The 23,000-nt window shown below is 37.1% G+C and carries 21 protein-coding genes; 17 read left to right on the top strand and 4 right to left on the bottom strand.

Annotation, left to right across the window (positions count from 1 at the left end; translation table 11 throughout):
- Positions 1–177 precede the first annotated feature (177 nt).
- From V7024_RS07750 to V7024_RS07725, 6 genes are all read left to right on the top strand, one after another.
- Positions 178–774, top strand: a complete 597-nt coding sequence (locus V7024_RS07750) for a TerD family protein (RefSeq protein WP_335517909.1) — start codon at positions 178–180, stop codon at positions 772–774.
- Positions 775–794: 20 nt separating this feature from the next.
- The gene (locus V7024_RS07745; RefSeq protein ID WP_098917670.1) at positions 795–1,379 is read left to right on the top strand and encodes a TerD family protein; all 585 of its coding nucleotides are present in this window, start codon (positions 795–797) and stop codon (positions 1,377–1,379) included.
- 181 nt (positions 1,380–1,560) lie between these two features.
- A complete protein-coding gene (locus V7024_RS07740) occupies positions 1,561–2,139 on the top strand; it encodes a TerD family protein (RefSeq protein WP_335517905.1) in 579 nt (192 codons plus the stop codon).
- Positions 2,140–2,212: 73 nt separating this feature from the next.
- Complete coding sequence (locus V7024_RS07735; protein ID WP_335517902.1) at positions 2,213–3,001, top strand: TerC family protein; 789 nt, start codon at positions 2,213–2,215, stop codon at positions 2,999–3,001.
- A 71-nt stretch (positions 3,002–3,072) separates the two neighbouring features.
- Positions 3,073–4,704: a YceG family protein gene (locus V7024_RS07730; RefSeq protein ID WP_335517899.1), complete on the top strand. Its 1,632-nt coding sequence runs from the start codon at positions 3,073–3,075 to the stop codon at positions 4,702–4,704.
- Between the two features lie 18 nt (positions 4,705–4,722).
- On the top strand, positions 4,723–5,805 hold the full coding sequence (locus V7024_RS07725) for a toxic anion resistance protein (RefSeq protein WP_335517897.1): 1,083 nt from the start codon (positions 4,723–4,725) through the stop codon (positions 5,803–5,805).
- Positions 5,806–5,832: 27 nt separating this feature from the next.
- Here the strand turns inward: V7024_RS07725 and V7024_RS07720 are convergent, their stop codons facing one another.
- On the bottom strand, positions 5,833–8,499 hold the full coding sequence (locus V7024_RS07720; RefSeq protein WP_335517894.1) for a cation-translocating P-type ATPase: 2,667 nt from the start codon (positions 8,497–8,499) through the stop codon (positions 5,833–5,835).
- A gap of 560 nt (positions 8,500–9,059) precedes the next feature.
- Here V7024_RS07720 and hutP point away from each other — a divergent pair.
- The 6 genes from hutP (at position 9,060) to V7024_RS07690 (ending at position 15,750) form a co-directional block, all read left to right on the top strand.
- Complete coding sequence (gene hutP / locus V7024_RS07715; RefSeq protein ID WP_098918137.1) at positions 9,060–9,500, top strand: hut operon transcriptional regulator HutP; 441 nt, start codon at positions 9,060–9,062, stop codon at positions 9,498–9,500.
- 108 nt (positions 9,501–9,608) lie between these two features.
- Positions 9,609–11,126, top strand: a complete 1,518-nt coding sequence (hutH, locus tag V7024_RS07710; protein WP_335517888.1) for a histidine ammonia-lyase — start codon at positions 9,609–9,611, stop codon at positions 11,124–11,126.
- Between the two features lie 16 nt (positions 11,127–11,142).
- Complete coding sequence (gene hutU, locus V7024_RS07705) at positions 11,143–12,801, top strand: urocanate hydratase (protein ID WP_335517885.1); 1,659 nt, start codon at positions 11,143–11,145, stop codon at positions 12,799–12,801.
- Between the two features lie 12 nt (positions 12,802–12,813).
- On the top strand, positions 12,814–14,085 hold the full coding sequence (gene hutI, locus V7024_RS07700) for an imidazolonepropionase (RefSeq protein ID WP_335517882.1): 1,272 nt from the start codon (positions 12,814–12,816) through the stop codon (positions 14,083–14,085).
- Positions 14,064–15,035 carry a formimidoylglutamase gene (gene hutG, locus V7024_RS07695; RefSeq protein ID WP_335517879.1) on the top strand — a complete coding sequence of 324 codons (972 nt, stop codon included), beginning with the start codon at positions 14,064–14,066 and terminating at the stop codon, positions 15,033–15,035. The genes hutI and hutG overlap by 22 nt, the downstream gene beginning before the upstream one ends.
- A 154-nt stretch (positions 15,036–15,189) precedes the next feature.
- Positions 15,190–15,750: a phosphatase PAP2 family protein gene (locus V7024_RS07690; protein WP_335517876.1), complete on the top strand. Its 561-nt coding sequence runs from the start codon at positions 15,190–15,192 to the stop codon at positions 15,748–15,750.
- Positions 15,751–15,866: 116 nt separating this feature from the next.
- Here the strand turns inward: V7024_RS07690 and V7024_RS07685 are convergent, their stop codons facing one another.
- Positions 15,867–17,426: a PAS domain-containing sensor histidine kinase gene (locus V7024_RS07685; RefSeq protein ID WP_335517874.1), complete on the bottom strand. Its 1,560-nt coding sequence runs from the start codon at positions 17,424–17,426 to the stop codon at positions 15,867–15,869.
- A gap of 303 nt (positions 17,427–17,729) precedes the next feature.
- Between V7024_RS07685 and V7024_RS07680 the strand changes: the two genes are divergently transcribed.
- Positions 17,730–18,104: a VOC family protein gene (locus V7024_RS07680; protein WP_335517871.1), complete on the top strand. Its 375-nt coding sequence runs from the start codon at positions 17,730–17,732 to the stop codon at positions 18,102–18,104.
- A 35-nt stretch (positions 18,105–18,139) separates the two neighbouring features.
- Here V7024_RS07680 and V7024_RS07675 read toward each other — a convergent pair whose 3' ends face one another.
- Complete coding sequence (locus V7024_RS07675) at positions 18,140–18,949, bottom strand: YitT family protein (RefSeq protein ID WP_438824449.1); 810 nt, start codon at positions 18,947–18,949, stop codon at positions 18,140–18,142.
- Between the two features lie 152 nt (positions 18,950–19,101).
- On the opposite strand from V7024_RS07675, the gene V7024_RS07670 reads away from it, so the two are divergent.
- The 4 genes from V7024_RS07670 (at position 19,102) to V7024_RS07655 (ending at position 22,291) form a co-directional block, all read left to right on the top strand.
- Complete coding sequence (locus V7024_RS07670) at positions 19,102–19,905, top strand: protein phosphatase 2C domain-containing protein (protein ID WP_335517868.1); 804 nt, start codon at positions 19,102–19,104, stop codon at positions 19,903–19,905.
- 11 nt (positions 19,906–19,916) lie between these two features.
- Positions 19,917–20,390 (top strand): peptidoglycan recognition protein family protein, encoded by a 474-nt coding sequence (locus V7024_RS07665; protein WP_335517865.1) that lies wholly within the window; start codon positions 19,917–19,919, stop codon positions 20,388–20,390.
- Position 20,391: 1 nt separating this feature from the next.
- Positions 20,392–20,637 (top strand): DUF2164 domain-containing protein, encoded by a 246-nt coding sequence (locus V7024_RS07660; protein ID WP_335517862.1) that lies wholly within the window; start codon positions 20,392–20,394, stop codon positions 20,635–20,637.
- A gap of 612 nt (positions 20,638–21,249) precedes the next feature.
- A protein-coding gene (locus tag V7024_RS07655; protein WP_335517858.1) for an IS630 family transposase occupies positions 21,250–22,291 on the top strand; the annotation gives its coding sequence in 2 pieces (ribosomal slippage) (positions 21,250–21,750 and positions 21,752–22,291; 1,041 coding nt in all).
- A 214-nt stretch (positions 22,292–22,505) separates the two neighbouring features.
- On the opposite strand, the gene V7024_RS07650 is transcribed toward V7024_RS07655, so the two are convergent.
- Positions 22,506–22,712 carry a hypothetical protein gene (locus V7024_RS07650; protein WP_242221436.1) on the bottom strand — a complete coding sequence of 69 codons (207 nt, stop codon included), beginning with the start codon at positions 22,710–22,712 and terminating at the stop codon, positions 22,506–22,508.
- Between the last annotated feature and the right edge of the window lie 288 nt (positions 22,713–23,000).

The following is a 23,000-nucleotide window of genomic DNA, read 5'->3' as shown; positions in this document are numbered from 1 at the left end:
GCCGATATAATATTTTGGAGCTGTTCACTTCTGACATCGATGCAGAGAAATTAAATAGATGTTTTCATATAATCAAAAAAATATTCTTTTTTTCAATCTATGAAAAATGCTACAATATAAAGAAAGAATACAATATTTTCCTAGCTGGAAAAGCATTCGTAGAAAGGAAGAGACTTCATGCCTATCATTTTAGAAAAAGGACAGAAGATCGACTTAACGAAAGGACAACCAGGGTTAACAAAGTTACAAGTTGGCCTAGGGTGGGATCCAATTGAAAAAGCAGGTGGATTTTTATCTTCATTGTTTGGAAGTAAGCCAAATATTGACTGCGATGCATCTGTGATCATGCTTGAGAATGATCGATTTTTAAATAAACATGATCTCATTTATTTTGGAAATAAATTATCTTCTTGTGGAAGTGTTACTCATTCGGGTGATAATTTAACGGGTGAAGGTGCAGGGGACGATGAGACTATTTTTGTTGAATTACCAAAGGTTCCATCTAGAATAAACCGCCTCATCTTTGTTGTAAATATTTATGATTGTGTGAACCGTCGTCAAGACTTTGGGATGATTCGCAATGCGTATATTCGTATTCAAAATCCGCAAACAGGTGAAGAGTTAGCACGTTATAACTTAACAGATAACTACGGCGGAAAGACAACTTTAATTGCTGGCGAAATGTACCGTCATGATAATGATTGGAAGTTCTCGGCAATCGGAGAAGGAACGCAAGATAAAAATTTAAGTGAAATCGTCACGCGTTATCAATAACTTTTTAGGAGGCGCTACATATGGCAGTTATTTCATTACAAAAAGGACAAAAAGTAGATTTAACGAAAACAAATCCAGGTCTTTCAAAAGTAATTGTTGGTCTTGGTTGGGATACAAATAAGTATGATGGACAGAATGATTTTGATTTAGATGTAAGTATTTTCTTAGTTGGAGCAAATGGTAAAGTTGGCGGAGGAGAAGACTTCGTTTTCTACAATAATCCGACCGGGGCAAATGGTTCTGTACAGCATTTAGGTGATAATCGTACAGGAGAAGGCGAAGGGGACGATGAAACAATCAAAGTTGATTTAAAAAATGTTCCTGCGCATATCGAACGCATTTGCTTTACGATTACAATTTATGATGGAGAAGGTCGTCATCAAAACTTTGGACAAGTATCTAACTCCTTTGTACGCATTTTAGATGAAGAGAAGAACACAGAGTTAATTCGCTATGACTTAGGTGAAGACTTCTCGATTGAAACAGCAGTTGTAGTCGGTGAATTATATCGTCATAACAGTGATTGGAAGTTTAATGCGATCGGAAGCGGCTTCCAAGGTGGATTAGCAGCTTTATGTAAAAACTTTGGTTTAGATGTAGAGTAAAGTGAAACTTCCATAAGTGGGGAGGGTTCATCCCCCACTTATGGAAAGCCAGCCCAATCGGGCTTTTACGGGCAGTTATTCCCCACTTATCTTCCTCGCTTTTCTCTGTATTTTGAGGTGGGGGATCTTACTACCCGTTAAAGCGGGGTAAAGAATCTATTGTAAATAGAGGTGAAGCGCTATGGTTATTCAGTTGCAAAAAGGACAAAAAATTGATTTAGGTAAGACAAGCCCAGGCCTTACGAAAGCAGTTATTGGTCTTGGTTGGGATATTAAACAATATGACGGCGGATCTGATTATGATTTAGACGCATCTGCTTTCTTATTAAATCAAGAAGGTAAATGTACGAAAGAAACAGACTTTATCTTTTATAACAATTTACAATCTCCTTGCGGTTCTGTTACACATACAGGTGATAACCGAACTGGAGAAGGTGAAGGTGACGATGAACAAGTAGTTGTTGATCTAAGCAAAATCCCAGCTGATGTACACCGTATTGCGATTACAGTTACCATTTATGATGCAGAGGGTCGTCGTCAAAACTTTGGACAAGTTGCTAACGCATTTGTTCGTTTAGCGAATGAAGAAACAAATGAAGAAGTGCTTCGCTATGATTTAGGGGAAGATTTCTCCATTGAAACAGCGGTTGTCTTTTGTGAATTATACCGTCATAATGGACAGTGGAAGTTTAATGCTGTCGGAAGTGGCTTCCAAGGTGGACTAGGTGCGCTTGTAAGAGCGTACGGCTTGGATGCATAAGAAGGAAGCGACTTTCGTTTCCTTCTTTTCCGCTTTCTAGAAATTTAAAAACAGAATAGGAGTCAAGAGCTGTATGGAGATTTTACACGGAATTCTTGATACGTATGCCCAATTCTTTGATTTAGATATGTGGGTAAAAGTATTACAAGATCCAGTATCTTGGGGATTAATTGGTACGCTTGTTATTTTGGAAGGATTGTTATCTGCTGATAACGCGCTTGTATTAGCTGTTATGGTAAAACATCTTCCTGAAGAAAAGCGTAAAAAAGCTTTATTTTATGGACTTATTGGTGCGTATGTATTTCGTTTTATTGCCATCGGAATTGGTATGTACTTAATTAAATTATGGTGGGTAAAAGTACTTGGTGCTCTTTATCTTGCATGGCTTTCTGCGAAGTACTTCATTGATAAATCTAAAGGAAATGAAGAAGACGAAGAAGAACATGGCATGAAGCAAGATAGCATTTTATTTAGAATGTTTGGTATGTTCTGGGGAACAGTAGTAATGGTTGAGTTAATGGACATTGCGTTCTCTGTGGATAGCGTTCTTGCGGCATTTGGTGTTTCAAATGAAGTATGGATTTTACTTCTTGGCGGAATGCTTGGTATTTTAATGATGCGTGGTATTGCCGGCGTATTTTTAAGATTATTAGAACGTATTCCAGAACTAGAAACGACAGCATATATATTAATTGCAATTATTGCTGTGAAAATGTTGCTTTCTGTCATTCATATTGAAATGCCGCACTGGTTATTCTTTATAATTTTAGTTATTGCATTTGGTGCGACATTTATTTTACATTATATGAAAACATCTCGCCAAACTCGTGAAGAGGTGGCAGCTACTAAGAAAGAAGATTAATAGACTAAATGGGTTTGCTCGTCATACGGGCGCCCATTTTTTATAAACATTTCGTTTGGAGGTGAACAAATGTGTTTTCACGTTTTACATTTCACCCACAGCTATTAGGCGGGGAAGAAGGATTAAAACAGTTTGAAATGGGTTTAGCAAAGCGGCCGCATTATGAAGTGACAGAGAATGATCTGCATTTTAGCTATATAGGATGTCGTATTCTTGGGGTGCCCAATGATACGGATGAGTACTATAATCAATTATTTGAGTATAGTCAAAATGAGAAGATCACTGTACTTCATGAGCAAAATTTAAATAAAGTCATTCCTTCAGAGAAGCTTCGTGAGATTCAAGAAGTTTTTTCACAGCACCAACAAGCAGCAAACGGTTTAACTGTAAATCGTCTCGTTGCTCATTTATCGGGAAAACGTTTGTTGCCCGAAGTAGATCATCCCGATATACAACACTACATACATACAACTTTCATTTCAATTTTAAAGCTATACGAAAAACAGCATAATCAATCATTAAAAACAGAAGGTTTTCGCCGTTTTTTAATTGATATGATTAAGTTAAGTGAAAATTACGTTTCAAAATGGTTTTCACAAAAAGATTATAAAGTACAAATGCCGCAAATTATTTGGTACGGTGATACGTCGGAAAGTCGAATTTACTTTTTATACTTCCTTATTATGCTCGGATGTGACGTATTGTATTATCATCCAGAAGGAAAAGATGGTTTTGAAACAATCGATGAAGAAAATCGAACATTTGTGATTTCGCATCCAGGTCGAATTGCATTAGAACCATTTCCAGATAAAAAGAGAGAGCGCGTTGCAACGGTTGCTTATCAAGCCTCAAAAGAGATTGAGCAGGTGCTTCATCATGATAATTCACTCTTGTATAAACCGTGGCAATTTAGGGCGTATACGCCAGTTGCCCGTACGTTAAAGACAACGTATGATGAACTGTTTATCATTACGAAAGAAAAAGCATTTATAAGACCAACATTCTTTGTAGAAAATCAACATATTTATATTCCGTCGTTATTTGCAAAAGTGTCCGGTGTCTCTAAAAATGAGAAAGAATATTTTCAAAGATTAAAAACGTTAACATCATATGAAAATAGTCTATTAATCAATCAATTTCCATTTACAAAGGAACAGAAAGCGAATTTTCAATTTCATTATCGTGATGCGTTAAACCGTTCGGGAAAACTTGATGCCCAGAACATCATTCAAAGCCATTGGTGGCCGCATAAGCGCTTACCAGAAGGTTTGCAATATGGCATTGCAGAGGCAATGATTCATACATGTGAAAGCGGGCTTTGCAAAAGAATAGGGAACGAAAAAGAGCAAGACGTTGCTTTATATGTGTTTGCACAGCTTTCGCAAATCCCACCGAACATACTTGAGCAGCTTGAGAAATTTGATTATTCGCAAGAAGTACCGAAAATAGTCATATTTAACAATGAGAAAAGTGGAGAACTAACGCGCTCTGATGCGGTAATAATGCTCTTTTTAAATCAAATTGGTGTCGATGTTTTACATTTTAATCCGACAGGGCGTAATGATATCGAGCAGTATATTGAAGCGGGCGCATTTGATTCCCATTGGTTAGAAGAAGTGAGCTTTGATGTAGAATTTCACGGTTCATCGTCTTATAAAAATTTATCAAACACTTTAAAAGGGTTATTTAGGCCATTTTTATAAAGAAAGGAAGCTACATATATGAATCCGATTGTATTAGATCCAACAACAACAGAATTGACTGAACAAACGTCACAAAATATTCGTCTGCAGTTAAGACAAGATCCTGAAGTGCAGCGCATTTATAATGGGGTAGATATAAAAGATCAATTGGAATTAATCGAACTAGGTAAAGAGCCATCTGTAGAGATTTCAAGATTTGCTGATCAAATTTTACATACGATGACATTATCTAAAGTAGAAGATTCCGGTGAGCTATTAAAGCAGCTTGGGAAAATTATGGACAAGTTTGACAGTAAAGATTTCGTTGAAGAAAAAAGCGGTTTTTTCTCTCGTTTATTTAAAAAAGGAAATCAAATGATTGAACAAATTTTTAATAAGTATCAAACGATGGGACGCGAAATGGATAAAGTATACGTGGAAATCACGAAATATCAAGATGAAATGAAGCGTTCAATCGGTACGTTAGATGGATTGTATGAGCAGAACTTAAAATACTATTTAGATCTAGAGAAATACGTTGTTGCGGGTGAAATGTTACTTGAGCGTCTGCAAACAGAATTAGTTCCAATGTATGAAGAGCGCGTTCAGAGCAATGATCAGCTTGCGGGAATCGAGTTAGAATCATTAAAGAACTCTGTAGAGATTTTAGAGCAACGCATTGATGATTTAGAAAAAGCGCGTATGGTTGCGCTATTAACAGCACCGCAAATTCGTATGATTCAACGTGGTAACAACAAGTTAATTGGGAAAATTAATACAGCGTTTATTACGACAATTCCTATTTTTAAAAATGGTATTATTCAAGCTGTAAATGCAAAACGTCAAAAGCTTGTTGCGGATTCCATGGCAGAACTTGACCGCCGTACAAACGAACTGTTGAAGAGAAATGCACAAAATATCGCAACGCAAAGTGTCGAAGTAGCAAAATTAGCGGGTTCTTCAAGTATTAAGATGGAAACGCTTGAAGAGACTTGGAATATTATTTCGAAAGGTGTTCAAGAAACACAACAAATTGAAGAACAAAACAAACGTGAGCGTGAAGAAAGCCGTAAGCGTATGGCAGACTTAACGGATCGAATTAAGAAAGAAATGCAAGGATAAGGTTAGAAAAGGCAGTGAGGAGATTCCTCACTGCCTTTTAAATATTTTTATTACTTCATTTATTAGTAGCGGAATGATACTAAGTAATAAAACAAAGCCCCAATCGTTTACTGTTAAAGCATGTACACCAAATATGCTTGCAAGAGGTGGAATCGAAATAATACATATTTGTATACATACTCCGATAAGAAGAGAGAAAACTAAGTATTTATTCGTAAATATCCCAATAGAGAAGATTGATTTTGTACGTGATCGTAAATTAAAAGAGTGAACGAGCTGTGAAAAACTTAGTGTGACAAAGGCCATTGTTTGGGCGTGTAATAAAGCATCTGCTTCAATTTGCGATGGAAAGATAGGAAAAAGATTCGTATCCCCTGTATATAATTTTGCGCCAACAATAAAGGCGATTAACGTGATGAGTCCAATGACAATTCCGTTTAAAATGAGAAATGGTATACTGCCGCTAAATAAGCTTTCTGCCACACGACGCGGCTTCTCCTTCATAACGTCCGGATCTTCTGGATCAACCCCGAGTGATAATGCTGGAAGTGTATCTGTAATTAAATTCACCCACAAAATATGAATGGGACGAAGGGGTGTAGCCCAGCCGAGTACAATAGCTAAAAAAAGTGTAATGATTTCTCCGAAGTTACAAGAAAGCAAAAATAGAATAGACTTTTTAATGTTATGGTAAATGTCTCTTCCTTCTTCGACTGCTTTGACAATTGAAGAGAAATTATCGTCAGTTAATACCATATCAGCTGCACCTTTCGCTACATCTGTTCCGGTAATCCCCATTGCGACACCAACATCTGCTTGTTTTAAAGACGGGGCATCATTTACCCCATCTCCAGTCATGGAAACGATATTTCCTTTTGCACGTAATGCTTTTACAATTTTTACTTTATGTTCAGGAGAAACGCGAGCAAAGACGTTTAAGTGATCAATTTCGTTTGCGAGCTGTTCATCTGAAAGATTATCTAATTGTGTTCCAATTATTACTTCGGATTCTTTTTTAGCAATTCCAAGTTCTTTTGCAATGGCAAAGGCTGTATCTTTATGATCTCCTGTAATCATAACGGTGCGAATGCCAGCTTTCTTGCATTCTTTGATAGCTGCCTTCACTTCTAGGCGAGGCGGATCAATCATCCCTACAAGACCGATGAATATAAGGTTTTCTTCTGCCTCATACATGTTAATATGCTCGGCACTATATTGTTTGAAAGCGAATGAAAGTACTCGTAATGCCTTTTGTGACATCATTTGTGCCGCTGCTACTATTTCATTTTTATCACTTTCGGTTAACGGCTGCACAGTGCCATTTTTAAAAATATGTTTGCACTTCGGTAAGAGTTTGTCGATTGCCCCTTTTGTCATACTAAAGTACTTGTCTTCGTATTCATGCAGCGTTGACATCATTTTACGATTGGAATCAAAAGGGAATTCATTTAGGCGTTTATGTTTCTTCTCTAGTGCATCTTTTTGAATGTCAAAGGCAGTTCCCGCAACAAGAAGTGCAATTTCTGTTGGATCCCCAGTTTGTGATTCAGCATTGTACGATGCATCGTTACATAAAATCATATTTTCTAATAATAGACACTGAGCATCATTATGTACGTTTACATTTTCTAATGCATCATATGTACAGTCACTATAAAAGTGGGTAACTGTCATTTTATTTTGCGTTAATGTACCTGTCTTATCTGAACAAATAATCGTAACAGAGCCAAGTGCTTCGACAGCTGGCAGTTTACGGATGATGACATTTTGTTTAATCATACGTTGTACACCGATTGCGAGAACGATAGAGACGATAGCTGGTAAGCCTTCTGGAATCGCGGCAACTGCTAAACTAATAGCTGTCATAAACATTTCTAACGTATCACGGCCTTGGAAAAAACCGATTAAGAACATGATGATACATATTCCTACAGAGACAAAGCCTAAATATTTTCCAACTTGCGCTAAGCTCTTTTGAAGAGGCGTTGTATCATCATCAGCTTGATGCAAGAGAGTGGCGATTTTTCCTATTTGTGAATGCATTCCTGTTTGAGTAGCTACCCCAACACCGCGACCATATGTAACAAGTGTGGACATAAAGGCCATATTCTTTTGATCACCTAGTGGTACTTTTTCGTGATTTCGCTTGGAAGGTTCATACGCTGCATCTTTATCTACAGGAACGGATTCGCCCGTTAAAGCAGATTCTTCAATTTTTAAATTGGCTGTTTCAATGAGCCGTAAATCGCATGGAATATAGCGACCTGCATCAAGCAGAACAATGTCTCCGGGAACGACATTTTCGGATGGAATTTCTTTTAATTCACTACCTCGTTTTACAATTGCTTTTGGAGTCGCCATCTTTTGCAGGGCTTCTAGAGCTTGCTCTGCTTTTGATTCTTGAATGATACCAATTACAGCATTTAAAACGACAACAACAGCAATAATACTAGCATCAGCCCATTCGCCGACAAAGGCAGAAATAAGGGCTGCAATTAAAAGAACATAGACGAGAATATCATTGATTTGGGCAAAAATACGTTGACCCAAAGTTCTTTTTTTCTTTATTACGAGTTCATTTTTTCCGTATTTTTTTAATCGGGCTTCAGCTATTTCTTCGGTTAAACCTTGCTGTTCATTTGTTTCTAGTTCACGCAATGTCTGAGTTTTTGTCTTACTGTACCAATTGCTCATATAAAAGCACCTCCAGTAGAAAAACAGTTAGCAATCGTAGTGTGGAAATTTTGGATTTGATGTGAAGTCTCTGATGATGGGGCTAATATTATTTTACAATATTTTGAAGGTGCGTGAATAAAAGTGGGAAGTTGTCATAAAATTGTTGGAAATGAAAGGAAATGATCGTGGAAGAGGGATATGTTTCATCGAATGATAAAAATTATTGTAACTACTCAGCTATACCTTTTAGAAATTTAGAAAAGGGTATGATTCTAGTGAAGATGTGTCTCTCTATTACTTATAAATTCATTTTTTGGCATATAGACTGCTGTCATGCAAACACAACAGGGGCCTGCACTTATTGTCTACTTTTGTTTTCAAACCTTGCACGTGGAAGAAAAAGGTCCTAACCGCTTCTATGCATGGCCAGATACTCTCGCCCATCTAAAAGAATGGTTTTATGTAGGTTTTAAAAATTTTGATTTATATAAAACATTTAACCATTGACGATTTAAGCGTTTTCATATATTCTTAAATTAAGAAATATTTAAACTATTCAAAAGAAAAGAGAGAGTCACATGCTTCTTCATGGAACACAACGAATTGGTCGCATGGCGATGCTGCTTGCACTTGCGGAGGAACACGAGAGTCCAATTTTATCTATTCCAAAGGGATGGAAATATTGTACGGGCAAAGTCGGTTCAATGAATTCGCAAAAAGTTGTTGCTGCAATGGAAACAGCTGCACGTAGTAACCATGTTATTGAAACAGATGTTTACAGAGAAACACATGCGCTTTACCATGCAATTATGGAAGCGTTGTACGGAGTAACGAGAGGTCAAATTCAGTTAGCAGACGTTCTTCGTACAGTAGGGCTTCGATTTGCGATTGTGCGCGGTACACCATACGACGGTGAGAAAGAAGGCGAATGGGTTGCTGTTGCGCTATATGGTACGATAGGTGCGCCTGTGAAAGGATCAGAGCATGAGGCGATTGGATTAGGTATTAATCACATATAAAAAAACTGCCCATAGTTTATTAGTTAAAAGGGGGCCTTACAACTTTTTAGGACATTCGTCTGTCTTAAAAAGGTAAGGCCCCCTTGTGCTGTTTAAAGGAGGAAAATCATGATTACATTAACTGGACATTCATTAACACTGCAAGAAATGAAACGAATACTGTTTGAAGGAGAGCAAGTAACTGCTTGTTCAAATAGTATGCAAAAAGTTACAGAATGCAGGCAAGCAGTAGAACAGATTGTTGAAGAAGGTAAAGTCGTTTACGGCATTACAACAGGTTTTGGAAAATTTAGCGATGTATTTATTCAAAAAGAAGATGTGAAAGCACTTCAACATAACTTAATTCAATCTCATGCATGTGGTGTTGGTGAACCTTTCTCTGAAGAAGTGTCACGCGCTATGCTTGTTTTACGTGCGAACACAATGCTAAAGGGGGTTTCTGGTGTTAGACCACTTGTTATAAATATGCTTTTAGAACTTGTAAATCGTCAAATTCATCCTGTTGTTCCGCAGCAAGGTTCACTTGGAGCGAGCGGAGATTTAGCACCGCTTTCGCATCTTGCGCTTGCTTTATTAGGAGAAGGAGAAGTGTTTTATAAAGGTGAGCGTGTTCATACGATGATCGCTCTAACAAAAGAAGGATTAGAACCAATTACGTTAGAAGCAAAAGAAGGTTTAGCACTTATTAATGGAACACAAGCAATGACAGCACAAGGTATTGTAGCGTACTTGGAAGCAGAGGCAATCGCATATCAAGCAGAGTTAATTGCTTCGATGACGATAGAGGGGTTACAAGGCATTATTGATGCATTTGATGAAGATGTTCATCTTGCACGTGGATATAAAGAGCAAGTAGAAGTTGCCAATCGTATTCGTAATGTGCTTCATGATAGCAAACTTGTTACGAAACAAGGGGAACTACGTGTGCAGGATGCGTATTCACTTCGCTGCATCCCGCAAGTGCACGGAGCATCTTGGCAAGTGCTGAATTATGTGAAAGAAAAATTAGAAATTGAAATGAATGCTGCAACAGACAATCCGCTTATTTTTGACGGCGGTCAAAAAGTAATTTCTGGCGGTAATTTCCATGGGCAGCCAATTGCATTTGCGATGGACTTCCTAAAGGTAGGAATGGCAGAACTTGCGAATATTTCTGAACGTCGCATTGAAAGACTTGTCAATCCGCAGTTAAACGACTTACCGCCGTTTTTAAGTCCAGAACCAGGTCTTCAATCTGGTGCGATGATTATGCAATATGCAGCGGCAGCGCTTGTTTCAGAAAATAAAACGTTAGCCCATCCGGCGAGCGTAGATTCTATTCCATCATCAGCAAATCAAGAGGATCACGTAAGTATGGGAACAATTGCGTCGCGTCATGCACATCAGATTATTCAAAATGTACGCCGCGTATTAGCAATTGAAACGATTTGTGCGATGCAAGCAGCTGAGTACCGCGGTGTTGAAGAAATGAGTACGCAAACGAGAGCGTTTTATCATCAAGTTCGCCAAATCGTACCATCTATTACAAACGATCGTATTTTTTCAACAGATATTGAAAACACGGCTCATTGGTTAAAAACAACAAATTGGACAATGGACCGTTTAAATGCAAATACAACACTATAATAAGGGAGAGATTACAATGGAAAACGTAAAACAAACAATTCGCGCGCCAAGAGGTACTGAATTACATGCGAAAGGTTGGGTACAAGAAGCAGCACTTCGTATGCTTATGAATAACCTTGATCCTGAAGTAGCAGAAAAACCAGAAGAGCTTGTTGTATACGGTGGTATCGGCCGTGCTGCTCGTAATTGGGATAGCTATCATGCAATTGTAGAGTCTCTTAAAAATTTAGAGAGCGATGAAACGTTATTAGTTCAATCTGGGAAACCAGTGGCAATTTTCAAATCCCATGAGGATGCACCGCGCGTTCTTCTAGCAAACTCAAACTTAGTGCCAAAATGGGCAAATTGGGAGCATTTCCGTGAGCTTGAGAAAAAAGGTTTAATGATGTACGGACAAATGACTGCAGGTAGCTGGATTTATATTGGTACGCAAGGGATTTTACAAGGAACTTACGAAACATTTGGCGAGGCAGCACGTCAACATTTTGGCGGTTCATTAAAAGGAACGTTAACAATTACTGCTGGTCTTGGCGGAATGGGCGGAGCGCAGCCACTTGCTGTTACAATGAATGGTGGTGTTGTCATTGCAATTGACGTTGATAAGCGCAGCATCGATCGCCGCATTGAAAAAAGATACTGTGATATGTATACAGAATCTCTCGAAGAAGCATTAGCGGTTGCGAAGGAGTATAAAGAAAAGAAAGAGCCGATCTCAATTGGATTATTAGGGAATGCAGCTGAAATTTTACCGCATATTGTAAAACGCGGCATTACACCAGACTTAGTAACAGACCAAACGTCTGCACATGATCCGTTAAATGGTTATATTCCAGTTGGATATTCATTAGAAGAAGCAGCAGTACTTCGTGAGGAAGATCCAGAGCGTTATGTTCAATTATCAAAAGAAAGTATGAAAAAGCATGTGGAAGCAATGCTTGATATGCAAAAGAACGGTGCGATTACATTTGATTATGGAAACAATATTCGCCAAGTTGCATACGACGAAGGCTTAAAAAATGCATTCGATTTCCCAGGATTCGTTCCGGCATTTATTCGTCCGTTATTCTGTGAAGGAAAAGGACCATTCCGTTGGGTAGCACTTTCTGGTGATCCAGAAGATATTTATAAAACAGATGAAGTGATTTTACGTGAATTTGCTGATAATGAGCATTTATGTAATTGGATTCGTATGGCACGTGACCAAGTTGAATTCCAAGGACTTCCATCTCGTATTTGTTGGTTAGGATATGGAGAGCGTGCGAAATTTGGCCGTATTATTAACGAAATGGTAGCAAAAGGTGAATTATCTGCACCAATCGTTATCGGTCGTGATCATTTAGACTGTGGATCTGTTGCTTCGCCAAACCGTGAAACAGAAGCAATGAAAGATGGCAGTGATGCGGTAGCTGACTGGCCGATTTTAAATGCGTTAATTAACAGTGTAAACGGCGCGAGCTGGGTGTCAGTTCACCACGGCGGCGGTGTTGGTATGGGGTATTCTCTTCATGCTGGAATGGTTATTGTTGCAGATGGAACTGAAGCAGCGGCAAAACGAATTGAGCGCGTCTTAACTTCTGACCCTGGAATGGGTGTTGTTCGTCACGTTGATGCTGGATATGATCTTGCGGTGCAAACAGCAAAAGAAAAAGGCGTTAACATTCCGATGATGAAGTAAGGAGGGAAAACGATGCTAGACATTTTACTAACCAATATTGGACAATTATTAACGATGGATCAAGAAGATGGATTACTACGACGGGAAGCAATGAATACGCTTCCTGTCATTGAAAATGGTGCAGTAGGTATTGAAAATGGTGTGATCACATTTGTAGGGACAATGGAAAACACGAAGGAATTACATGCAAAAGAAGTTGTGGATTGCAAAGGAAAAATGGTTTCACCAGGTCTCGTTGATCCGCATACCCATCTTGTATTTGGTGGTTCTCGTGAAAATGAAATTGCTCTCAAATTACAAGGCGTTCCGTATTTAGAAATTTTAGAACAAGGCGGCGGCATTCTTTCCACTGTAAATGCGACAAAGCAAGCGACGAAAGAAGAACTTGTTGAAAAGGCAAAATTCCACTTAGATCGCATGTTATCTTTTGGTGTAACAACAATGGAAGCGAAGAGCGGATATGGATTAGACGATGTAACCGAGTGGAAACAATTAGAGGCGGCAGCAGAAGTTCAGAAGGAGCATCCAATTGATGTTGTGTCAACATTTTTAGGCGCTCATGCAGTGCCAAAAGAGTATAAGGGGAAATCGAAAGAGTTTTTACAGTGGATGCTCGATTTATTACCAGAAATTAAGGAAAAACAATTGGCAGAGTTTGTTGATATTTTCTGTGAAACAGGCGTATTCTCTGTTGAAGAATCAAAAGAATTTTTACGTAAAGCGAAAGAACTTGGTTTTGATGTGAAGATTCATGCAGATGAAATTGACCCGCTTGGCGGTGCAGAAGCAGCTGCTGAAATTGGTGCAGCATCAGCTGACCATTTAGTCGGGGCATCTGATAAAGGGATTGAAATGTTAGCGAATTCAGATACAGTTGCTGTATTACTTCCAGGGACAACGTTCTATTTAAATAAAGAAAGTTTTGCTAGAGGGCGTAAAATGATTGATGATGGTGTAGCGGTAGCTTTAGCGACTGATTTTAATCCAGGTAGCTGCCCGACGGAAAATATTCAACTGATTATGAGCATTGCAATGCTAAAACTAAAAATGACACCAGAAGAAGTGTGGAACGCTGTAACAGTAAACTCAGCATATGCGATTAATCGCGGTGATGTTGCTGGAAAAATCCGTGTTGGGCGTAAGGCAGATATCGTATTATGGGATGCATACAATTATGCGTATGTACCGTACCATTACGGTGTTAGCCATGTAAATACAGTATGGAAACAAGGGAATATTGCATATACACGAGGTGAAAAAGCGTGGAGAAAGGCCACTATTTAAAGAAAAATGCAAAGTTTATTGATCGTGAAGTAACGAAATGGAGCGATATCATTAAGAACTGGGATGAGAGTGAAGAAATCTTCGGCGGGGCATTAATTGGTGCTCCGCTTTCAAAACCATCAATAAGTCACTCAGGCGCATGCTTTGCACCAAAAACAATTCGAGCAATGCTAGACGCGTATAGTACGTATGCAATTACAGAAGAGCATGATATGAAAGAAAGTGTCCTATATGATTGCGGTGATATTACAATGCATGTTACGGATATAAAAGAAAGTCATGTTCGCATTGCGAGAACGCTAGAAAGTCTGACAAAATCGAATCCGCAGATGGTACCGATTGTTCTTGGCGGAGATCACTCGATTAGTTTTCCGAGCATAAGTGGGTTTGCAAGCAGTAAAGGAAAAGTTGGGATTATTCAATTTGATGCGCATCATGATTTGCGTAACCTAGAAGACGGAGGACCGTCAAACGGGACACCGTTTCGTAGTTTACTAGAGAATGATATCATTACCGGAAAGCAATTAGTGCAAATAGGGATTCGAAACTTTTCTAATGCTCATACGTATCATCAATATGCAAAAGAGCATGGCGTAACGGTATATACGATGCAACATGTTAGAGAGCGTCATATAAAAGATATTATTATTGAAAGTATTAAGTTATTGCGTCGCCAAGGGGTTACATCTATATACGTTTCTGTTGATATGGATGTATTAGATCAAGCATTTGCGCCGGGATGTCCAGCGATCGGACCAGGTGGTATGGATAGTACGACATTACTCGATGCGATGACAGTGCTTGGGCAAGAACCACTTGTAGCAGGTATGGATATTGTGGAAATCGATCCAACTCTTGATTTTCGTGATATGACAAGCCGCGTTGCAGCACAGGTCATTATGAGTTTTTTACTGGCACGCGAAACGGTGCGTAAGCAAGTAAATATATGAGAAAAGGAGCTAATTCAAAGTTTCGTTTTAACGAAATGGCGAGTTAGCTCTTTTTCTTTCTAGTTCTTTCATATCTCTTATTTGACTACATAGTTCTTTTTTATATGGAAATACTAAGGAACACATTTAAAGTGAATTTGAAGGAGATATTCTTATGGACTACAAAATATTTAGAGCTATTAACCAGTTTGTTGGTCGCTATCCATCTGTAGATGCCATTATGATAATGATTTCGCAAAAAGCGCGCTATGTATATGCTCTTTTATTCATCTTAATGTGGCTTCGTAGTAGTTTTTACAAAAAAATTACGATGCAAGCAACAATCTCTGCATGTATAACGTTACTTATTCATTTTTTTATAAAACGAAATTATTTTAGACCGCGCCCTTTTTTAAATCATAATGCGAATATATTACCTCCAATTCCATCAGGAATGAATTCTTCATTTCCAAGCAAACATACGATGCTTTCGTTTGCTCTGGCAACTTCTATTTTGTTTTATCATCGTTTGTTGGGTGGGGGTATGTGGTTATTAGCATTTTTAACAGGATTCTCTCGTATTTGGAGCGGGCAGCATTATCCATCTGATATCGTAGGAAGCGCATTAATTGGAAGTATAACTAGTATTGCGGTGAACGCTATTTTCTGGTTATGGAGTTGTTTTGTTTCATTTCATGTGTTATGCATAGTTACAATCGTGTTTGTGCTTTCGTAAAGGTACGCTAATCATTATGATCTAGTAGAGCAGATTCCAAATATAGAAAGTTAGTGGATTATTGTTTATATAAAGAAGAGCAAACAGGAAAGTAAATTTCTGTTTGCTCTTCTTTTTTATTTCGTTTCCGTGAATATAGGTAACCGAATATCTACAGTTGTTCCTTTGTTTACGTCACTTGTAATTTGTAATTTCCCATTATGCTCTTCAATGATTTTATAGCACATCATTAAACCTAATCCAGTTCCTTTTTCCTTCAAACTATAGAAAGGTTCACCTAAACGTGAAATACGATCTTGTGGAATTCCACAACCTTCATCGGTGATACTGATTACTATAGACTGATTTTCTATCTTCATTGTTTGAATGGAAATAGTCCCTCCGTGAGGCATGGCTTCTATTGCGTTTTTTAATATGTTAATGAATACTTGTTTGAGCTGATTTCCATCACATTGAATTGCTGGTAAAGAGGATGTGTGGTTCATGGTGATATGTGTATTATGCATCATGGCTGTTGGTGAAATGAATGTTACCACTTCCTCAATTAATGTTTGAATTTGATAGGATTTTATAGACATGGCTTGTGGTTTAGACATTGCCATAAATTGATTCGTAATCGATTCCATTTGAGCGATTTCGCTTAACATGATATCAATATACCATTTGTTATTTTCATTCATATCAGGTTCTAGTAATTTTAAAAATCCTTTTAAAGAAGTTAAGGGGTTTCGTATTTCATGGGCAATACCAGCAGTTAGCTGTCCAACAACTGCGAGCTTTTCGGATTTTTTTAATAATTCTTCGGTTTCCTTTAAATTTGTAATATCTTGTCCCATAATGACAATCCCTTTTCGCGATCCATCAGGATGAAAAAGAGGAACTTTTATAATGTTAAGTATGATAGGTGTAGAGTCAGCGTGAATAATAATTTCCTCACGACACATGCTTTCTTTGTTTTGCCATGCATATTGATCAGACTTTTCACAGTATAAGAAAGAGTTACGATAAGACTTATTATATTGGATGAGTTCACTATCTTTTTTACCGCGATACGGTACATTTTCAAAATTTAAACTAGAAATTGCATAATCGTTAGCTTCAAGCCATCTTCCTTCTTCATCTTTCAAAAGAATAAACGCTGGCATCGCATTTATAAGAGTTCGTAAGCGTTTTTCACTTTCTTTTAATGCAAGTTCCATTTTTTTTCGTTCGGTAATATCTCTTAAGCTACTTACAAACGCTACTACTTCTCCATATGTGTTTACAATAGGGGAGATAAAATTAGTGACATGTATTAAACTTCCATATTTTTGTTGTCTAATTGTTTCTTTTGACGTAAATAGTTTATTGTGTGCAAGATTTTGATATAGTTTGTTGTATTTATCTTTTGAGAAATCTGGGATAGTAGGTATTATTTTTCCAAGTATTTCTTGTTCGGTCCAGCCGAAAAGAGTTTCAAAGGCCTTGTTTACTTTCATTACACGAAGCTCTAAATCAAGAACAACAATCGCGTCTACTGTGTCTTTAAGAAGCGACTCTAATTGTTGTTTTGTTAGTGTGGAATTTTCATTGCAGTGTGTTGTGTTTACTGTCTTTTTCATTCTATTTTTTGTAAAAGCAGTGCGTCTTTTTGGATATATGCTTTTTTTTACAGACGTAATTCTTTTCCATCGCATTCATAATTCCCCCGGATATATATTCATATATGTATAACGATTTTAAAATAGATTATATAGTGTATACTTTATATTTTGTTTTAATTATATAACACTACTAATGTTATATCCTTTAAGAGTATAGACATGATAAGGATAAATAGTCAATTTCTCGTTGGATATTTTTGAATTGTAAGTTTTAATTTGTGAGTGAAAATATGAGAGGTTCTTTCGTTTTTCTTATCTACCTTCATAATAAGTATGAAAGTTATTACTAAAACCATCTTTGATATAATAATGATAGTAAAGGGGGAGGAGAACGTTATGATGTTTAAGATTCAAGGAATTGATCATGTACAACTAGCAGCACCAGAGGGATGTGAAGAAAAAGCGCGCGCATTTTATGGGGATATACTCGGATTAGAAGAAATTCCAAAGCCTGCAGAACTAAGAAAACGGGGAGGATGTTGGTTTCTCTGTGGGAGTCAAGAATTACATATTGGAGTAGAGCAGAATTTTTCTCCTGCAAAAAAAGCTCATCCAGCGTTTTATGTTCAGCATATTGGAAATTTGCAAGAAAATGTAACACAAAAAGGAGTTTCTGTTACAGTCGATACAGCGCGACCTGATGTTACGAGATTTTATATAGTAGATCCGTTTGGGAATCGAATTGAATTTATGGAACGTAAAAATGGGTAAAAAAAACGAGGTGGATGCGATGCCACCTCGTTTTTTTACCCTCTTCTAAATAATCCTAATACTTCCACTGTTTCTGTGATGTTTACAAACGCTTGCGGGTCAACTTCAGAAATGATAGCTTTCATTCCAGCGAGCTCTTCTCGAGAAATTACGGTCATTAATACATGTTTTTTTTCATTTGAGTATGCACCTTCTCCGTCGAGTAAGGTAATTCCGCGCACAAGACTTGAAAGGAGCTTTTCTTTCATTTTTTCTGCTTGGTTTGTCACAATCATTAGAGTAATTTTTCGATGTTTTGTGTGAATCGCATCGATTACTTTTCCTGTAACGAAAATAGATAATAAGCTGTTTAAGGCAGTATCCCAATCGAAGAAAAATCCAGAAATAATGATTACAATAGTATTAAGTGCGATTAAGAATCCACCAAGTTGAATATCTTTTTTACGTGAAAGTAACATGCCGATAACATCAAATCCACCTGTCGAACCATAGCAGTTGAAAACAAGTCCAATACCTGCCCCAGCAATTACACCGCCAAATAAAGAAGAAAGTAGTGCATCTGTTGCCACCGCATGTACAGGAATTGCATATAATGCTGCCGAAAGTGTAATAACGGATACGATTGTATAACCAATAAATCGTTTTCCAAGTCCAATATACCCTAAAATAAGAATAGGTAAGTTTAGTAAAAAGTTTACTAATCCAGTATTAAATGGAGTTAAGATTCCAATGATCATTGCGATTCCACTAATCCCACTGCTTAAAATCTTGTGGGGGATAAGGAAAAGATTAAAAGAAAGTGCTACAACTAAAGACCCTAAAATCACTCCGAGTAATCGATACATATCTTTCCCGTCCTTCACTAAAGATGCTATATACAAATTGACAATAATTCAAAATTATATATGAGATTGTAAGATTTGCGGAAAAACAGTTTATTTCGGTAAATTAGATTAGTTTGAAAAATGAAAGCGGTTTTTAAAAAGGAGAGAGGGATATGAAGATTCAGGTTTTTCAACAAAAAAGTCCATTCAAACAAGAATGCGAAGATGCACTAATTTGTAATGAAACTTTACAACTATATGGTGTGTGTGACGGAGCGACGCCGCTAATTGATTTTCAAAATGAGAATGGGCATAACGGAGCATACTTGGCTTCCCACCTGTTTCAGCGACACTTTGAATCGATTTCCAATGTGGATTCATTACAAACTGAAGTTGCTACAGCTAATCAGTTACTGCAAGAAAAAATGCAATTCTATCATATTGATACGACAAAAAAAGATCAACTATGGTGTACTTGCATTGCTGCTATTCATATTACAGATAAAACAATAGAATATGCGCAGCTTGGAGATTGTATGATTGTTGCTAAATTTGTTGACGGATCCGTAAAAGTACTTACGGAAGACACAGTAAAAGGCATTAGTAAACGGGCAAAACAACAACGGGAGGAAGACCGAAAAAAGGGACTTTCTGTTCCAAACGAAGCAATATTCAATGATAAAAAAGAACAATTACGCTACAATCGTTACATGGCAAATACTTTAAACGGATATTCTGTTGCAAACGGGATGAATGAAGCAATATCTTTTATTCAGCAAGGAAAACTGTTACGACAAGAAATTACCAATCTATTTATTTGTTCAGATGGCTTGTTTCATCTGGATTGGACACTAGAAACAAGTGCGCAATTTGTGTGGGAACATGGTATAAAGAAATACATAAAAATAATAGAAGAATTAGAAGCGAAACAGCTTATTTATCCAGATGATAAAACGGCAATTATCATTCATTTGTAAAGGGTGAGACTATGCGCATTCAGAAAGCACTTGTATCTTTTCGTGATCCGCTGCAGCCATTACAAGATGTTACACATATTATCATTCATCACACAGCGGAAGATGGATGGGACGTATATAAAACACATGAATTTCATCAAAATAATCGAGGATGGAGCGGAATAGGATATAATTATTTTATTGAAGAAAATGGAACCATTTACGAAGGAAGAGGGTTGCATATAGGAGCTCATGTGAAAAGTTATAATACTAAGAGTATAGGGATTTGCATATCTGGTAATTTTGATGTCTATGATCCAACACCATTACAAATGACTTCTTTGCATTGGCTATGTAAACAGTTCATGTATCAATTTTCTTTAGATAGTGAGCAAGTTCTCGGTCATCGTGAAATAGATGGGGTAACAAAAACGTGCCCCGGAACTCGTTTTTCAATGGAAAAACTACGCCATATTCTATCAAATAACGAAAAAGGAGCTGTATAATATGATTTCTATGAAATTACCAAATGAGAAAAAAGAACTACTTGTTGAACATATTCAAGAATTTTTTGAAGCAGAAGATTTAGGGGAGATCGGCCGTTTTCAAGCGGAGCGCTTAATTGAAGAAATGATAAAAGAACTAGGGCCGCATATATATAATCAAGCAATAGGCGATGCGAGAAAACTTGTTGCAGATAAACTTACAAATTTAGAAGAAGATTTATATGTGTTGGAAAAGCCAATTAAATAGTACAAATAGAAGAATAGTACCTTGTTATAAAGTTCCAATTTATCATTGGTACAACTCCTGAAAATTTGAATCAATATCTAGAATCAAAAGAATATGTATATTAGTGTAACAAATGGGCGGCAGGTGAAACAGGACTTGGAGTTATTGCTGGATGGATTGCTTCTTTTAGAATACCACAAGCGGGAGCAGTAGCATTAGCTTCAGGTTTGATTGCAGAGAGCTTTATGTGGATGGCAAATGAAGTTAGCTATAAAATGACTAACAAAGGTACTAGAATCTACGTAAGTAACAGGAATCCTGTTAATGTGATACAGGTATATGGTAGATAAATTTAATATTTCAAAAGAAAACAATGATTATTCATTGTTTTCTTTATTTAGGAGGTTGTTATTTTCGTGGTTATATTCATGTTAATAGTATCTTTATTAGGATATATGTTTTTGAAATATTTTAATATACTTTCATCTACTTATATTATGTATTATTCAATCTCACTAATTGTCATGGGTATATCTATATTGATTCTTAATATATATAAGTTGAATTAAAGGTTTTCGTGCACTCTCTGTCGAAATACTAGTGAATCATATCAAATGGACGGAGAGATATACGATGAGTAACAAAACGGAAGAACTTACAATCTTGTTCCAAGCGATGAAACAAGAAAAAGAAAGACGAATGTATGAACGCTATCAAGCAGTTTATCTGTACTTGCAAGGGCACTCCTACAAGCAAGTCGCCGACGTCATCGGTCGTTCTGATAAAACGGTTTACAATTACGTAAAAGCATATCAACAAGGCGGTCTCGACGGACTCATCATGGGTATTTCTCCGGGAGCGCCTCGAAAATTGACCCTTGAGCAGGAGCAGGAACTTGTTCACACGATTATTCATTCTCTGCCTGTCGATGTGGGATTTCCTGCCCGTCATAATTGGACACTCGCTCTCATTGCTTCCTTCATAGAAAGCAAATGGGGAAAAACATATACGTTACGGGGTGTGTCCCGCCTGTTACATGACTTAGGGTTGAGTTATTCCAAAGCGACCTATACACTTGCCAATGCCGATAAAGGAAAACAAGCCGTATTTAAGGAAGTAACATTTCCTACCTTAAAAAAAACTGCTGAATGAGGAAATAGACCACATTTTATTCCAAGATGAGTCCATGATTCGGGATTATCAGGCAATCCAATACACATGGTTTCTACGCGGAAAACAGCGCCTCATTCCTACGTATGGCAAACATCACGGAGTCAAATTGATTGGCATCCTGAATTATGAAACTAGCAAGGTATTTTGTGTCGAAGAGGAACGATACGATGCCGAGGCGTTTTTACGTTTTCTTCACAAGGTGCTGGAACAGTATCCAATCGGAAAAATCGTGATGGTGTTGGACAATGCTCGTATTCACCACGCTGTTTTGATTCGCCCTTTTTTAGAAGTGCACCAAGACCGATTAGAATTGATTTTTTTGCCGCCTTACAGTCCGGACATGAATCTAATTGAAGGACTTTGGAAATGGCTGAAGAGCGCGATTATTAACAATGTGTTCTATTCCTCCATTCAAGAGATTCGGACCAATGTACAGGCATTTATTCGCTCCATCAATGAGACACCTGAAACAGTGATTGAGCGGTTATGTTTGAAGATGTAAAAGTTAAATTCAACTTATATAGATGTTAAACCTGAAATTAAATTTACTCTTTTCTGTGCATCTATATTTGTTATTTTACACAATATCGTTATAGGTACAAAAATGTTGTTTAGATGCAGTATCTTCAAATTAAAGACACTCGAATACAAAAGATAGTATATGGGTGGAATGACAGAGTTATTCCTATATATGAATTGAATGTTTTTTATGCGCTTTATTTTTTAAATATCGATGGATTTTCGACTCTAAAGGATTTTACCTCTCCGCAATCTAAACAAAATGTAGTTAGTAGTTTGGAACGAGAGTCACCTTTAAATATTGTACTAGGTGCATCTTCACAAACATATGCATGAAATGCGTACCCAACTTTCCCCTCTTTGAAGTTAGTAGAGCCGCATTTCTTACATTTCATATTTTCCATACTTAGCACTCCTTTTTTACATATATTAACACGTTTTGATTTTGATAATAATATAGTTTACTTAATAAAGTGTTTTCTCAACTCCATAAGCGTTAAGGGGTTCGAATAAATAACTCGAATAATCCAGTTGAAGTATACTTATATGGACATATTGAGAGTTCTCCTTATTACTAAATACATAAAAATTATAATTACACTCCAAAGTGTAATTATAGAAATAGAATTTATTGAGAAAATAGAATTTTCATAAAAATAGGTTGTTTTACCAATATTTTCCCCTTATAATTT

It is taken from the genome of Bacillus sp. JJ864 (assembly GCF_036963045.1).
Classification (GTDB): Bacteria; Bacillota; Bacilli; order Bacillales; family Bacillaceae_G; genus Bacillus_A; species Bacillus_A pseudomycoides_C.
The sequence above is the reverse complement of the archived record's forward strand: the minus strand, read 5'-3'. Positions and strand labels throughout refer to the sequence as shown.

Coding starts and splice junctions, on each gene's coding strand:
- V7024_RS07680 (WP_335517871.1), top strand. CDS start 17,730: ATGATGTTTAAGATTCAAGGAATTGATCATGTACAACTAGCAGCACCA.
- V7024_RS07690 (WP_335517876.1), top strand. CDS start 15,190: ATGGACTACAAAATATTTAGAGCTATTAACCAGTTTGTTGGTCGCTAT.
- V7024_RS07725 (WP_335517897.1), top strand. CDS start 4,723: ATGAATCCGATTGTATTAGATCCAACAACAACAGAATTGACTGAACAA.
- V7024_RS07720 (WP_335517894.1), bottom strand. CDS start 8,499: ATGAGCAATTGGTACAGTAAGACAAAAACTCAGACATTGCGTGAACTA.
- V7024_RS07670 (WP_335517868.1), top strand. CDS start 19,102: ATGAAGATTCAGGTTTTTCAACAAAAAAGTCCATTCAAACAAGAATGC.
- V7024_RS07740 (WP_335517905.1), top strand. CDS start 1,561: ATGGTTATTCAGTTGCAAAAAGGACAAAAAATTGATTTAGGTAAGACA.
- hutU (WP_335517885.1), top strand. CDS start 11,143: ATGGAAAACGTAAAACAAACAATTCGCGCGCCAAGAGGTACTGAATTA.
- V7024_RS07745 (WP_098917670.1), top strand. CDS start 795: ATGGCAGTTATTTCATTACAAAAAGGACAAAAAGTAGATTTAACGAAA.
- hutP (WP_098918137.1), top strand. CDS start 9,060: ATGCTTCTTCATGGAACACAACGAATTGGTCGCATGGCGATGCTGCTT.
- V7024_RS07750 (WP_335517909.1), top strand. CDS start 178: ATGCCTATCATTTTAGAAAAAGGACAGAAGATCGACTTAACGAAAGGA.
- hutI (WP_335517882.1), top strand. CDS start 12,814: ATGCTAGACATTTTACTAACCAATATTGGACAATTATTAACGATGGAT.
- V7024_RS07660 (WP_335517862.1), top strand. CDS start 20,392: ATGATTTCTATGAAATTACCAAATGAGAAAAAAGAACTACTTGTTGAA.
- hutH (WP_335517888.1), top strand. CDS start 9,609: ATGATTACATTAACTGGACATTCATTAACACTGCAAGAAATGAAACGA.
- V7024_RS07650 (WP_242221436.1), bottom strand. CDS start 22,712: ATGGAAAATATGAAATGTAAGAAATGCGGCTCTACTAACTTCAAAGAG.
- V7024_RS07665 (WP_335517865.1), top strand. CDS start 19,917: ATGCGCATTCAGAAAGCACTTGTATCTTTTCGTGATCCGCTGCAGCCA.
- V7024_RS07675 (WP_438824449.1), bottom strand. CDS start 18,949: ATGTATCGATTACTCGGAGTGATTTTAGGGTCTTTAGTTGTAGCACTT.
- V7024_RS07685 (WP_335517874.1), bottom strand. CDS start 17,426: ATGCGATGGAAAAGAATTACGTCTGTAAAAAAAAGCATATATCCAAAA.
- V7024_RS07735 (WP_335517902.1), top strand. CDS start 2,213: ATGGAGATTTTACACGGAATTCTTGATACGTATGCCCAATTCTTTGAT.